Here is a 15510-nt window from a genome sequence, read left to right on the forward strand (position 1 = left end):
GTCACCTTGTAATCAAGTGCATTGAAATTGATTGACTTACCAAGCGCTGATTGGTGGCCGAATAGCTTTCTTGCTGCGGTCTCCGTAAGAACAATCGAGTAAGGGTCTTTTAGGGCCGTGTGGGGGTTGCCTTCCAACATCGGAAATGTAAATACCCTGAATACTGACGGATTCGCCCAGAAGCCCTTGATAGGGAGAATGTTGTCGCCAACCTTTGCGTCTTGCGAAAAGTCGTTGTGCATAATAGCCACTTCTTCAACGCCAGTTACATTCTCTTGGATAAGTTTTGCGGTTTTTATTGACGTGGTGGCAAACTTGCCGCTTTGCTCATGATTTTCGGTCAGTATGTTGGTAATACGATAGATTCTCTCACCGTTGTGGTGGAACCTGTCGTAAGAATGCAGGTCGAGCATAAACGCAATTAGCAGTAACCCTACCGACATACTTATAGCAAGGCCAACAATGTTGATGGCTGAGAATAGCTTGTTGCGCAACAAGTTACGTCTCGATGTTTTGATGTAGCTTCCAATCATCTTCTCGGTTGATAAAAAGGTTAGCGAATAGCTAGGCAATAGTTTCCCATGGCAAGAATACTAAGGTGTTATCAGCTGAATGAAAAAATGATGTAAACCAAGATAAAAATGGGATGAATTGTGTTAATCACAACTTTGCCTCACCCTAAAAAACACTTGGATGAGGCTCATAAAAAGCCGCTCTATCGGTTCATTTTATGAGTCGATAGAGCGGTGGTAGCAGTTTTTGCTTTTTCAAACCGTATTTGTTAGACCTCCCAGCCCTTCCGATAGGTGCGGCGTAGGTATTTCTCGGCAGCGGGATAATTCGGGAATTTCATTTTGACAGAATCCCATTCAAGCAATTGGTCGGGAACGCGAATCGCCACCGTACCCAACAATACCGCTTCGGTCATGGGGCCCGATTGCGCAAAGTGAGATTCGGTTTTTTCACCACCCAAACACGCATCCACAAAATGATGATAATGGTTGCGCTCGGCCAATGTGGGCAGGGTGTAGTCTTTCACTTTACCAGTGGGGAAAGGAATGACCACGGGCATTTTTTGGTGGGGAATCAATAACGCGCCTTCCGTCCCAATCAACATCGCCGATTCGGCGGGGTATTCACCGCCTTTGTATAAATCCCTGATTTCTTGCGGCGGGTAAAACTCACCGTCAAACCACTCAGCCTGAAAGGTGTTTGAAGCGGTTAGTTCATTGCCCGGAAATTGCCACGTAATGTGGTTTCCCTGCGGCCAAGTGTCGGCACGGCGCTCGGGGGAGTCTTTCCATGATTTTTGGACTTCGGCAATCACCGACAGTGGGGCTTTCATGCCGAGGCCTTTCCACACTGCATCAAAAATATGGCAACCAATGTCGCCCGACCAACCTGTACCGAAATCCTGCCATGTACGCCAGATGGCGGGGTGGTAAATATCGGGCGCGTAGGGGCGCACGGGTGCGGTGCCCAGCCACTGATCCCAATGCAGATGGGCGGGCACTTCGTGGGCCTCCGTAGGGCGTGGACCTACCAATCGATACCTCGCTACGGCCCCGGGGCGATTGGAACACAAATAGGCGTGTTTTATTTTGCCAATGATGCCCTGTTTGATTAACTGCACTGCCGTACGGTCGCCCAAACCAGAGGCTATTTGCGTGCCGAGCTGGGTGGTGACGCCCGCTTTGACGGCGGCTTTGGTTAATTCCCGAACCTCGGCTACATCATGACACATGGGTTTTTGGCAATACACGTGTTTTTTTCGGTGGATGGCCTCTACCGCAATGGGGAAGTGGTTATGGTCAGGCACACTGACGTTAACGGAATCAATGTTGGCCGATTCGGCCTTGAATAATTCGCGCCAGTCGGTGTAGGTGCGTGCGCCAGGAACAAACTCAGAGGCACGTTTGAGGTTTTTTTCGTCTACGTCACACAGCGCCACGATTTCGACGTTTGCGTGTTTTTTGAATTGTTGTAAGTCGCCCCAGCCCATTCCGCCCACACCAATACAGGCATGACGGAGTTTTGACGGGGCCGCGTTGGCCTCCGAACTAAACAGGAGAGGAGCAGCCATGGCGGCGGTGGCGGCTTTGACCAAAAACTCCCGCCGCGATTCGGGGGTAGGTTTATTTTTCATGTGGTTATGAGGTTTAGATGATGTTATAGGTTGAAACGTATATGAATAACAGCAATATAAGGCATCGCCTATTCTTTTTTTACCTGTTATTGCCTGAAAATTATACTACTTACAAGCTGTTTGATAGGCACAGTTTGGCGGGAGGAATCTTTTGAAATCCTATTAGGCATTAAAAAAATCGATGTTTTTAAGATAATCGGAAGAGGATATGCCCCTCTTAATTCTCTTGGCTACGCAAATTCCCACCCTATCACTTCGGGGTCTACGTGGGGAGTGGCATAGCTGACAATGTAGTCTTGGTGGCGGCGAGTAGCGAGAAAATAAAGTTGACCATTTCGGCGTACCTGACTCGGTATGGCGGACACTTGTTTCATGTCATCACAAAGCCCTTCGCCCGTGGCTTTTAGAAGTGCTTCTTTTCGGGTCCAGATTGTGTAAAAATGCGGCCTGTATTCTTCTGCGGTTGAAAGCATCGCAGATTCTTCTTCCGAAAAACAGGCATCGACAACGGGTTGAAGGTCAAAGTCAAGGTTGTTTTTTTCGGCATCAATTCCCACCTCAAAAGGGCTGAAAGCAAGGTAAATATGGTCGCTAGAATGACTGAGGTTAAACTCCTGCCCCTCAAAAAAAGGTTTATGGGTGTGGGTCTTCGAAAAAATAATCTTTTGGGGGGCAAGGCCCGTTTGCGCGGCTAAGATTTTCCGTAAAACATACTTGCCGAGCAGGTATACTTCACGGTCTTTGGAGTGGAAGAAACGGCTGGCGCGTGCCGTTTCTTCCGAGTTCACATTCGCTAAAATGGCATCTTCCAGCGTCACGTAGCGGTTTCTATGGATAAAAACAATTTGGGTTTTTACCTTTTGTAGTTCTAAAAAAGCCTCGGTGTCCCATTCCTGAAAAGAAAATGCCTCCATTATTTGATGATAGGCTTGTTGAGAACCTTTTGTAATTTCCGGGCAAACACCCGGTCGTTGGGAGGCAGAAGGAAAGTCTTATGGTCTCCTGGGACGTTGGTTATCATCAAACCTTGGGGAGAATATGGTTTCCAGCCCAAGTAGACGGGGTCATCAACGTAATAAATCCTTTTGGCCACTCTGAAAAGGCAAATCACGTCGTCATAGGGAGTGAGCTTATAATTGATATAGGCGTTTTCATAATGACGATTGATGCGGTCTTCCAACGGAACAGGAACATTTTTATCAGGAATGGCTTTATTAAGCATTGATTTGACCTTCGTTTTTGAGATATAGGCCTGATAGCGAAGGGTTTCCTGAGGGTCTTTTATCAAGTTTTGAAAGATAAATGTAAGCTTCTTAGGTTGCCTTAAAATCTTGGTTTTGTAACGCTCAAGGGTCGATAAATGGTAGTCTTCGTTGTCGATAAACGTATCAATCATTCCGAGAAGTTTTACTTTCTTACCCATCTTTTTCAATTGTTTGGCCATTTCGAAAGCGATTATTCCGCCGAGAGAGTAGCCCACGATGGCGTATTCATCCCCTAGATTAGCCTCTAGAATTTCTTTGTTGTAGATTTCAGCAATGCCCTCTATGGTGTCGGTTTCTATTTTTTTGCCGTCAAGACCGAGGGCCTGAAGACCATAAATGGGCTGCTCTTCGTCAAAATAGGAGGTCAGTGGAGAGAACATCAATACGTTTAGCCCTGCCCCGTGGACCAGAAAAAGGGGCGTTTTGGTGCCGCTGGGACGGATGGGAACCAGTGCCTGGTACGTAGCCTTTCCCTGGATTCGGTCGAGGGCGGCGGCAAGCAATCGAACACTTGGACTTTCAAAAAGAATAGCAAGCGGAAGTTTCTTGCCCGTTACCTGATAAATTTGCTGCATTACTTGCGCCGCAATCAATGAGTGCCCACCGACTTCAAAAAAGTTGTCGTCAAGTTCAATGTCGTTATTGTTCAGTGCTTTACGCCATACCTTTGCGACGGTCAATTCGGTCGTAGTATACGTAGAGTTTACTTTAGGAGGAGCAGGAGCGAGCAGACTTCCGGGTAATAGTAAACTGTTTTTGTCAATTTTTCCGTTGGGTGTCAACGGAAACTCTGGCAAAACAACGTATTGTTCAGGAATCATATAGGCAGGCAAATAGCCTTGCAGCAGTTGTTTCCAAGCGGCGGGCGTCATTGCTTGTCGGTTGGGCTCCGATGTATAAAAAGCGGCAAGCACCGTAATGTTGTTTCGGGTGACTGGCTTGACCACTGCCTGCTTTACACCGACATTGGCAAGTGTCATGCAGTGTTCAATTTCGCCAGGTTCAATCCTAAATCCGTTGATTTTCAGTTGATGGTCTATTCGGCCAAGGCATTGAATCTCACCGTTTTCCAAGAGTTTGCCCAAATCGCCCGTTTGATACATTTTTTGATCAGGCTGATTTATAATGGTATCTGGTAAAAATCGCTCGGCGGTGAGGGAAGGTTGATGAAGATACCCCCGGCCTACGTTGTCACCGGCAATGTATATTTCACCCACGGTACCGTCAGGGACGAGCTGTCGCTGCTCATCGAGCAAGTAAATACGGGTGTTGAAAATAGGCTTTCCAATGGTAATGACTTCATCGTTGTCAGAAATTTTCTTGACTGTTGCCCAAATGGTGGTTTCGGTAGGACCGTATACATTCCAAACTTCATTTACTTTGCGCAACATCTTTTTCGACAAATCTTTCGACAAGGCTTCGCCACCGCAGATCGCTTTGAGTGGCAACGAAAGATTGTCGGCCACGTCGAGGATGCTATTCCAAACCGAAGGAGTGGTTTGTAAGACCGTAATTTTTTCGGTTTGAACGCACTCAACAATTTCTCGGGCATCTTTTGAATCGGCCGAATTGAGCATGACCATCGTGGCTCCCGAAATGAGCGGTAAAAAAAGCTCAAGGTAAAAGATGTCGAACGAGATGCTGGTGATGGAGAGTAGCTTATCGTCGGAGGTCATTCCGGGCGCGTGTTTCATACTCAAGAGCAAATTGACGGCATTGCGGTGTTCAATCTGCACGCCCTTGGGTTTGCCAGTCGAGCCAGAAGTGTGTAAAATATAAATCAAATCGCGACTGCTTCGGGAGAGCGTCGGTGGGGTCGTTTGGTACGTTTTCAACAAAGGAATAATCACCTCAATGCAGAGGGTATTGATGACGGACTCAAACCGAGTTTTGAATTTGAGGGACGTAATCAGCGTTTTTGCGCCCCCATCTTCCAATATATAATTGACGCGTTGGGACGGATAATCTGGGTCAATTGGCTGAAATACCGCGCCTGCTTTTGCAATCCCCAAAATGGCCACTGGTAGATACAGAGAGCGCTCCAAGGCTAGCCCTACAATGTCGCCGTGGTGGATACCGCTTTCGATGAGATAATGCGCAAATTGATTGGCCTTTGTCTCTAGTTCGGCGTACAACATCTTTGTCCCCTTAAAATTAATCGCCACTGCCGAGGGGAAGTCCGCTGCCGTTTCGGCAATCAGCTGGTCAACGGTTTTATGGGCTTGGTAGGGCGTTAGGGTATCATTTAAGGTTTGATAGGTACGGCCGTCGGAAATGGGCGCGATTCCTGGCAGGTTGCGGAGCAGGATGGCTGGTTTTTCGACCACCTGTTGCAAAATAGCTTCAAAATGCCAGTGTAACTTTTGGATTGTTTCAGCCTTAAACAGGTTGGTATTGTACGACCACTCAAAGGTCATTTCGCGTTCAGAACCACTGGCATTCAGAAAGAATTCGAAGGTTTCGTAATGGCGCGGATTGCTGATAAGCGTGTACGAAAGTCCCTCAAAATGAACGTCGTTGGTCATGCCCAAGTCCACATTGAAAGATACGGGCACGAGCGCAACCCGCGAGGGGTCGCGGGGGATATTGATGAGCTTTAGTAGGCTGCCAAACGTAAGCTGCTGATGCTCATAGCAATCCAAAATGGCCGACTTTCGGGCTTTCAGATAGTCGGTAAAAGACTGTTCAGGGGTAGGAGCACTCCGCATGGGCAACATATTGACGCAGTGACCAATGAGGTGGGTATGGCCCGTCACCGACTGTCCAGCGGTGGGCAGTCCAAAAACGATGTCTTTTTGACCTGAGGCCCTATACAAAAAGACCTCAAACGCCGCAATAAGGGTGGTGATGAAACTGCATCCGTTTTGCGCCCCCACTTTTTTGAGTGCCGCCGCCAGCGACGGAGCAATGGGATAATCGTTGCGTTGGCTTGAGTACGAACGAGTGGCCGGCCGGGGAAAATCGGTCGGGAAGTCAAAGACGGGTACGTTGTTCTTAAACTGGTTTACCCAAAACTTTTTAATGGTTGCGTACTCCTCCGTTTGCTCGAATTGCTTGCGCTCGTTAGCATATTGGGCATACTGAACCGCAAGCGGCAGCGCGGGAAACGTATTTGAAGCATAAGCCGAATACAGTTTTCCGAGGTCTTGCAGGAGGATACCCAACGACCAACCGTCAAACAGAATGTGGTGCCCCGTCAGCGTAAACTGCCATGAATCAGGGCCTGTTTTGATAAGGTATGGCTTAAACAACGGTCCTTTAACGATGTCAAAAGGCGTATCAGCTTCTGCGTCGGCGAGGCGGCGCAAGTAGGCTTCTTGCTCGGCGGGGGCGAGGGGAGAAACATCGTCTTCCGTTAATTGGAACGATGGCGTTTCAAAAATGATGATTTTTTCTCCGTTGGCGCTGATGGTTGTCCTGAGCGATTCGTGGCGCTGGACTAAGTCAGCAAACGCCTCTCGGAAAGCAGGAACGTTCAGGTCGCCTGAAAGCAATAACGTAAACGATTCATTATAAGCCCGGTTGGCGTCATCTTCGCCGATAAGCGTAGAAATAAAAATTTCTTTCTGTGATTCCGTTGCGGGGGCTGTTTTTTCAATCTTTGTCCCTTCAAAAGGGTTGTAGTCAATGGGGGTAAAGTGATAGGCAATATGGGTCATAACTCAAATCATTTTCTTCATGGTTCTATCTTTAAATATTTTCCGGGACGTTGCGAATCTGTAATAAACCAAGCGGGATTTCCTTCTGAATCCAGCCCAAGTTTGGCACCCATGACGGGTGGTTGGTTGTCGTCTATACGAAGGGCGACTTCTTTTTTCTTTTTCGGGACAGGAATCAGCTCAGCATCAATCAATTCCTGAACGCTTTGTTCAAATTGGGTTATTATTTGGTCAATATCATCTTGGGTGTGCGCTTCGGTAAGAAAACAAGGGAAATTTTCCCAAATATGAATCCCTTTGGAGCGCATCACAGCAAAAACAAGTTCATTGTATGGATATTCTTCTTTCAGTTTTAGTTTCCATAACGAACCGAAATGAACGCCGTAGAGCGGAATATGGTGCCGTTGACAAACGTCATTCAGCTTCTGTACCAGATATACGGTTTTTTTGTTGAGTTCGTTTTGCAAGGCAGCTCCTTTTTCTTTCATGTATTCCAAAGATGCCTTGGCTGCCGCAAGGGCCAGTGGATGCCTCACAAACGTGCCCGCAAAATAAGTAACGCCCGCTTCGGGAATAGATTCATCGCCGTACTGCCAGAACCCACCGTCGAGGGCATCCATGAAAGCTTTTTTGCCCGCAATAGCCCCAATCGGCAAGCCGCCGCCAATCACTTTTCCGTAGGTGCCCAAGTCGGCTTGGATGCCAAAAAGGGCCTGCGCGCCACCTGGGTGCGCTCTGAATCCCGTAATTACTTCATCAAAAATCAGAACGCTGCCCGACTTGGCGGTTATCTGTCGGATTTTTTTGAGGAAATCAACGGGTTGAAATTCTGGGCGTCGGCTCTGGACGGGTTCTACCAACACCGCCGCTAGTTCGTCGGCTCGCTCGCTGATAATCCGTAGACTTTCATCGGTGCCGTAGTCGAGAATGAGCATATTCTGTACTGCTTCTGGCATGATGCCCGGGGCGGCGGGGAAGTTTTTGCCGCTTTTGGTTGCGCGTACAATCACTTCGTCGTTGATGCCGTGGTACGAACCCGTAAAAGCGACGATTAACGAGCGCCCCGTCACGGTTCGGGCAATGCGCATTGCACCCAATACGGCTTCCGAGCCAGTGTTGCAAAGTGCCGCCCGGTCAAAACCCGTAAATTCGCAAATGAGGTCGCACACAGGCCCCGACAGTTCGTGCTGTGGGCCAATTTCGTAGCCTTTGTCCATCTGCTCCTTAATGGCCCGGGTCAGAACCTCGGGTTGGTAGCCAAGCATATTGGAACCAAAACCGTTGAGCGCATCAATGTATTCGTTGCCGTCAATGTCTTTTACCCTGCTTCCTTTTGAACTGCTCACCACGATAGGGTATACAATTTCTTTGATGACGGGTTTAAAACCAGTTACCACCCGGGGATCAGCCATAGAGGCGCGGTGTTTTTGCGTGTACTCTTTGCTTTTGGCCGTTTTGTGGTTGTAATCGGCGGTAAACGCCCGGATAAAATTCTTTTGGGTGTCGTTCAGTGTCGTCTTTTGGCGTTCAATCCGGGCCGTTGCGCCAAAGGGTTTTTTCAGCTCGGCGGCTTCGTCGGGACTGATGCTAAGGGGCGTCAAGGGTGGAGGAGAAGCCACTGTTGGAACGGACGGGGTCTCTTGCGGGATGCTTCCGTTGCCTTGAAGCAGTTGTACTTGTTGCGTAAGTACTTGTAATTGTTGGGCAATTTGCTCCAACGCCGTCAACGGGCCTGTATTGGCCACCACCTGTGGGAGCACTGGCCGTACGGCGGCGGGCGCAGGGGTATCGATTGGGGCGGGGGCAAATCTTTCAGCGGGCAACTGCTGGTCAAGGTAAGCCACCAACGCGGGAATGCTGTCGTACTCTTCGCTTAATTGACGAAAACTGACTGGAATGGAAAATTCTTTTTTGAGCGTAAGCGACAATTGGGTCAGCAGCAGAGAGTCAACTCCTAAGTCAATAAAGGAGCGTTTTTCATCAGCGTCGCCAAGTTCAATCCCTAACGCATTTTCCAGAATTTGTCTTATTTTTTCGGATAACAGCGCACTTCTGTTCACGGGCATAGGGATATTGTCGATAATGGGGGTGATTTCAGGAGGATTGATACTGAATGAATTTATGGGTTGTTGGGTTGTGAGCGGGTCCAACCAGAGCCTTTTTCGTTGGAACGCATACGTGGGCAAGGTGGGAATCTTGGGCAATGACGCGTCGTTTATCCCGTTCCAATTCGGTTTTAGGCCAAATTGCCACAGTTTCCCCAACGCCTGTAAAAGCTGTTTGGTTTCAGGACTTGCCGCGGTAATGCTTTCCAGCGCCACCCAACGCTTATCCTGCTGTTTGATGTAAGAAGAAAGCACATTTCCTGGCCCTGTTTCCAAAAAGATGGGATTGGATTCTTGGGCGGCAAAAGCGATGGCCTCCGAAAAACGCACCGTAGCCCGCAGGTGGTTGGCCCAATACGACGGCGACGTGGCTTCACTATCTTTTAAGTAGGTGCTGGTAACGCTCGAAATGATGGGGATTTTCGGTGGGTTTAGCGTAACGGAAGCAACAACGCGTTGGAACGGTGCCACCACAGGGTCCATTGCGGCAGAATGAAACGCATGGGTAGTATTGACAGGTGCGTGGGCAAATCCAAGGGTAGTCACCTTTTCAGTCAAGCGACTTATTTTTTCGGGAGTGCCAGAAAATACATGGTTGTTTGGAGAATTGACCAACGCGTGAGAGATGCCCTCTCCCAATAAATCGGCCACCTGGTCTTCTGGAATTCTGACGGCAAGCATTGCGCCTTGGGGCAGTGTGCTGACCATGGTTGCCCGCGTAGCCACTAGCTTTAAGGCATCTTCAAGACTAAACACGCCTGCGAAGTGCGCGGCCACAAATTCTCCCAAACTATGGCCAATAAGCGCCTGAGGCTTGATTCCTAGACTCATCCAGAGCGTAGCCAGCGCGTACGAAACCGAGAACAAAGCGGGTTGGGCGTACAGGGTATTATCGACGGTTTGTGAGCTAGGTTTTTCTTTTTCTGGATAAAGTACTTCTAAAATATCGCGTCCCGTTTGGGCTATTAAAATGGTGCGGCAGGCCTCCAACGCTTCCCTAAACGCGGGAAAACGGAGGTATAGCTCCCGCCCCATCAACGGATAGTGCGTGCCCTGCCCAGGAAAAACAAACATTACTTCCGACGAATCTGTAACCGCTGCCGCGCGTGTTGACGGCTGGTTTGTTTGCACTGCTGCAAGCAAACCAGCGGTATCTTTTGCCACCACAAACCGTTTGAAAAGGTATTCTTTGCGGGTTGCTCGGAGGGTAGCACCCACCGAAGCAAGCGAAAACGCGGGGTGATTATTTAGGTAAGTAGCCAGTTTTTGCCCGTATTCGGTGGCGCTTTGCTCCGAATGTGCCGACCACGTAATCAATTGCCAGTCGTCCTCGGCAGGTTGTGGAACGGCCACTGGCGCAGGGTAACTTTCTACCACAACGTGCACGTTGGTACCGCCTACCCCAAACGAACTGATACCCGCCCGTTTTTTATCTCCTTTCCATTCGTTCAATCGGTCATTGACGTAAAAAGGCCCCGTTTCTAGTCCGAGGGCGGGGTTTGGGGTTTTGTAATTGATGGAAGCGGGCACTACCCCATGTTGCATGGATAAAGCCGTTTTGATTAGCCCAGCCACGCCAGCCGCGTGGGTGAGGTGTCCAATGTTGGATTTGACGGAGCCGATGGCGCAAAAATGATTGTGCTCCTGCGGCCCAAACGCCATTTTAAGTCCTTCTATTTCAATCGGGTCGCCGATGGGCGTGGCGGTTCCGTGGGCTTCTATGTAGCTGACAGTGGCAGGATTGACGGCGGCATCACGGAGGGCCAGCGCAATGGCGGTGGCTTGCCCGTGGGCGCTTGGAGCGGTAAAACTTCCTTTTTCGCCCCCGTCGTTGTTTACCCCCGTCCCTTTGATGACCGCGTAAATAAAATCGCCGTCGCGCTCGGCTTCGTCGAGCGATTTGAGCAAAACCACCCCCGCGCCGTCGCTGAAAACGGTGCCGGTGGCGTGGGCGTCAAAGCTTCGGGTATGCCCATCTTGGCTAAACATCGCCCCTTCTTGGTACAAATGCCCGCTTTCTACGGGGGCGGTGATGCTCGCTCCCCCCGCTATGGCAACGCGGCATTTTCCAGTACGGATACTTTCTGTTGCTTCGGCTACGGCCAAAAGTGAAGTAGAGCAAGCCGAGAATACGCCCACGGCGGGGCCTTGGAGGTTGAGCTGATAGGCGGTTCGGGTGGCGATATAATCTTTTTCGGATACAGTATTGACTTGGAATTGACCGATGGTTTCCAGTTTATTTTTGTTGGGAAACACATTGTTCAAATAGTACGTATTGTTGCCGCAGCCAGCAAACACCCCCACGTATTGGTGCCGATTGTTTAAAAGATAACCAGTGTTTTCCAAGACTTCATAGGCGATTTCGAGGAAAATACGCTGCTGAGGGTCCATCACCTCGGCCATTCGGGGCGAGATTCCAAAAAAATCGGCATCAAACTCTTTGATGCCGTCGATGATTCCCCGGACGGGTACGTATGATGGGTCACGTTTGAGGGTATCGGGGATGTTTTTGTCGAGTTCTTGGGGCGTAAAAAAACGAACGGTTTCTTGGCCGTTAACTAAAATATTCCAAAATTCATCAATGGTGTCGGCGCCCGGAAAGCGGCACGCCATCCCGATGATGGCTACGTCTTTTTGTTTAGTATCTGAAAGTGGAGCGGCGGGCAACTCGAATTTTTTTTCATCTCCGGCCAGAAAAATAGAAATACCTGACGGCGTAGGAAACTGGTATAATTTGGTGATGGGCAACTGATAGCCGTGGCGTTGTTGTAAAAGTACAACGGTTTTTTGAGCCAACAATGAATTGCCACCGAGTTCAAAAAACGAATCGTCGGCACCGAGGTGTTCCAACTGCAAAAGTTCTTCCCAAAGCGCAACGGTTTGCTGCTCAATCAGCGTGGTGGGCTTCCGGTAAGGTACTTGCAATGCTGGGCGTTGGAGCGACGGTTTGGGTAGAGATTTTCGGTCTATCTTGCCATTGGGCGTTCGCTTGAATTCACTGACCCGCACAAACCCCGACGGAATCATGTAGTCGGGCAGGAGGTCTGCAAGCTGATTTCGGAGTGGCAATTCTTGCTCCTCTTTGTCGGAGGTGAAGTAGGCAATTAACCGGTTTTGGCCCGGAATGTCTTTATTGACGGTCACTACCGCCTGCGTCACGTTGGGTAGCTTAGTGAGCGCAGCTTCTAATTCACCAAGTTCGATGCGATAACCCCGTATTTTGACTTGGTCATCTTTGCGGCCCAAAAATTCGAAGTTGCCGTCGGGTAATTTGCGGGCCACATCACCCGTTCGGTATATCCGTTGCGGGCTATCTTGCGGAGGTTGCCACTGTTGAAATTTTTCGGCGGTTAGTTCCGGTTGGTTCAAATAGCCTTCGGCTACACAAACTCCGCCGATGCACAATTCACCTTCTGTTCCGTCGGCAACTGGGTTGAGTTGTTCGTCAAGAATAAAGATGGAAACATGGTCGATCGGCGTTCCGATGGAAGGCAACTCAGGCCATGAATCTGGCGGGCCATCGAGCGCGAGCTGGGTTACGACGTGGCATTCCGTGGGGCCGTATTGGTTGAAAAGTTGGCAATTGGGCAGTGCCGAGAAAAAAGCGCGCAGCTGCGGCGTTATTTTGAGTTGTTCGCCAGCCGTTATCACCTCCTTTAGAGAAGATGGAAAATACTGGTTGCTCACGGCAGTTTCTGCCAATAATTGCAGCGCCACAAACGGCAGAAAGATGCGGTTGATACGTTGCGATGCAATGAATTCTAATAAGCCCAACGGATTTAAACGCTGGTCATCATCAATTAAAACCAAAGTTCCACCCGTGCTGAGCGTGGCAAATATTTCCTGAAACGAAACATCAAAACCCAAAGGTGAAAATTGGAGCGTTTTGGTGCCTTCTCCACACTGGCTATTGTTTTTTTGCCATTGGATAAGGTTTATTAAAGCCTCATTGCCCATACTTACGCCTTTAGGAACGCCAGTAGAGCCAGAAGTATAAAGAACATACGTAACTGTCGAAGCGAGGGAGGGGTATTGGGGTGCTATTTCTTCGGTGCTTAATACATTAATGATATTAAGCTTTTGATTAAAAATGGTTTCTTCTTCGGTTGAGTATAATCCAGTTCGTATATCGGCCTCTTTTAGGATTTGTTTTAATCGTTCGAGTGGATAAGACGCATCGAGCGGCAGATATGCTTTGCCAGCGTGTAGCGCTGCCAACACATAAACAATCATGTCGATGGAGCGGGATGCACTTACAACAATGGTTTTTTCTGGAATGTGGGCTATCTTAGAAGAAAGCGTAAATACCTTTTCGGCAAGCTCACGATAGGTGAGTTGTTCGGACTGATACTGTACCGCTACTGCATCCCTGGAAATCGTTAATTGTTTTAGGAAAAAATCAATTACGGTATAAATGGAAGGTTGATCGGGCAAAGTCATTTTAACCTTTTAATTTCTCATTGACTGTAGACAAAGATAGTTTGTTTTGGTATATAAGATATTTTTTTTGGTCTAAAAGATGGCTTCAAAGCTTGAAATTTAATTTGCTGTTTAACAATAGGATACTTATATGGCATATATTTTCTGAATGCTGAACGTGAATCAGAAAGTAGGCAGGCGCAAAATACGGGTGCCGTTTTAAGGCTGATTCAGTCCTTACCGTTAAACAAAACACCCCGCAGGCATTGCCTGCGGGGTGTTTGAGTCAGTTTTACTATACTGTATTATTTTTTCCTTTTCTTGATGGTAAATGGAATGCACACATCCTCGGGACAGCAGTTAATGCCGGGCTCAATGATGACCGGGCAGCAGCCGTCAACGGGACAGGTCTGATTGGTAGCGGTAAATCGGTATGAGCCTACTTCTGTCAACATGACCGTATTGCCGCTTGCTACCGGGGTTGTGCCGTTATTTTTAAACCACTGTACGTTGGTCAGATAGGCGGGGACGCCTGCCTGCACTTTCTCGCCAGGGCAAAGCTTAACTGGTACGGTAAAACACTGACGGTCAATATCATCTTCTCCTTCGGTACCGTTGTCGGGCGTGGAGTCAATGTCTTTCTCGTTGGTTTTGCTGATCTCGGCCGTGTTGAAATGCACGCCTTCCTGCGTGGCTTTTACTTGGTAGGTCAGCGTGACGGTGTCTCCGCCGGCGGCAATGTTGCCGATGGTCCATTTGATGACGTTGCCTAATATAGTTGCACTGCCACGACTTGTCGTAAAGCTGCCCGCTTGGAACTGAATCGTGGTAGCAATAGAGTCAGTGACCTCTACGCCCGTAGCGTTGGTGCCGGATTCATTCCACACTTTCAGGGTGTACGTCAACACATCACCGATTTGGGCTATTTTGGTATTAATGGACTTTTTCAAAGCCAAATCCACTTCTACGGTACAGTTTTGGGCATTGACGGTGGCCAAGACGCGGCTCGTGCTGATGGCCGATGGACAGCTTGGGTCCGTGCTGCGGGCTTGAGCGTAGAACATCGCACCTGCTGCCGTTACGGTTCCTGCGGGTTTGTAATTCAGTCCCGTAGCGATGGATGTTCCGCCCGTTGGCTGGGTAAACCATTCGACGGTAGCCAAACCGATGACGGTGGCTTTGAGCGTGGGGAAGGTATCGCCGATGCAGGCCGTCAGGCTTGGGGTGATCAGCGTTGGCGTTGGCGGATTACAGTTACAGTTAGGCCCTGTGACGAGGGTATCCCATTTACAAACCGCACTCAGACTGTCGGTGATTTTGACAGTTGTCCCTGACGGAATGCCCGTAACGGTGTAGGGATTGCTGCCAATCAACGTGCCTTTGTCTACTTTTACCATTCCCACTTTATTGGTGACGCTGAAGGTGAGGCTGTAAGTTTGTACATCTGCTGAGCAGACGGGTGAGCTGGTAAGCGTGACGTTTGATTTGACACAAGGAATAACCAATGCCGCATCGACGGTTACGATGTCTTTCTTCGTTGGGTCGAGCGGGTCAATTTCGTAGTTGCCCGATTGACCTGTGGTAGGATCCACGTCGCTGTCGTTGGCTTCGGTGCCGCCGCCTGTGGTGACGTCTTTCATGGTCGAAATCGTGCAACCGGCGGGCAGACTTGCTGCCAGTATTTTGATGTAGTATTGACCTGCGTCCAAGTTGGTGAACAGGTATTTACCCGTGGCATCGGTGGTGTCTTTGGCGATGGCGGCAGTTGTACCTACTTTGTAGAGCTCCACTTGGACACCAGCTACTCCGCCTGCGTTTGGCGTTGTTTCGTCCTGAATGCCGTTGTTGTTGGTATCTTTCCAAACGAAGTCACCCAATGAGCCTTTCGGCGAGTACAATGCGGCATCGACGGTTAC

At 49.1% G+C, this 15510-nt stretch carries 6 protein-coding genes; all 6 read right to left on the minus strand.

What is annotated here, in order from left to right:
• Positions 1–533, minus strand: a 533-nt coding sequence (locus GVN20_RS29225; RefSeq protein ID WP_166561739.1) for an ABC transporter permease, incomplete at its 3' end; no start/stop codon positions are given.
• A 248-nt stretch (positions 534–781) separates the two neighbouring features.
• A complete protein-coding gene (locus GVN20_RS29230; RefSeq protein ID WP_166561740.1) occupies positions 782–2146 on the minus strand; it encodes a Gfo/Idh/MocA family protein in 1365 nt (454 codons plus the stop codon).
• A 230-nt stretch (positions 2147–2376) separates the two neighbouring features.
• On the minus strand, positions 2377–3060 hold the full coding sequence (locus tag GVN20_RS29235; RefSeq protein ID WP_166561741.1) for a 4'-phosphopantetheinyl transferase superfamily protein: 684 nt from the start codon (positions 3058–3060) through the stop codon (positions 2377–2379).
• The gene (locus tag GVN20_RS29240) at positions 3060–7070 is read right to left on the minus strand and encodes a non-ribosomal peptide synthetase (RefSeq protein WP_166561742.1); all 4011 of its coding nucleotides are present in this window, start codon (positions 7068–7070) and stop codon (positions 3060–3062) included. Before GVN20_RS29240 ends, GVN20_RS29235 begins: the two co-directional genes overlap by 1 nt.
• A gap of 17 nt (positions 7071–7087) precedes the next feature.
• Positions 7088–13615, minus strand: coding sequence for a polyketide synthase (locus tag GVN20_RS29245; RefSeq protein ID WP_166561743.1), 6528 nt, complete (start codon positions 13613–13615; stop codon positions 7088–7090).
• A gap of 284 nt (positions 13616–13899) precedes the next feature.
• A partial coding sequence (locus GVN20_RS29250) for an SdrD B-like domain-containing protein (RefSeq protein WP_166561744.1) occupies positions 13900–15510 on the minus strand: 1611 nt, incomplete at its 5' end.

Origin of the sequence: Runella sp. CRIBMP (assembly GCF_009905605.1) — a bacterium.
Taxonomy (GTDB): domain Bacteria; phylum Bacteroidota; class Bacteroidia; order Cytophagales; family Spirosomataceae; genus Runella.

What these genes read in the sequence shown, in the direction of transcription:
- GVN20_RS29240 (WP_166561742.1), bottom strand. Translation starts at nt 7,070, where the DNA reads ATGACCCATATTGCCTATCACTTTACCCCCATTGACTACAACCCTTTT.
- GVN20_RS29245 (WP_166561743.1), bottom strand. Translation starts at nt 13,615, where the DNA reads ATGACTTTGCCCGATCAACCTTCCATTTATACCGTAATTGATTTTTTC.
- GVN20_RS29235 (WP_166561741.1), bottom strand. Translation starts at nt 3,060, where the DNA reads ATGGAGGCATTTTCTTTTCAGGAATGGGACACCGAGGCTTTTTTAGAA.
- GVN20_RS29230 (WP_166561740.1), bottom strand. Translation starts at nt 2,146, where the DNA reads ATGAAAAATAAACCTACCCCCGAATCGCGGCGGGAGTTTTTGGTCAAA.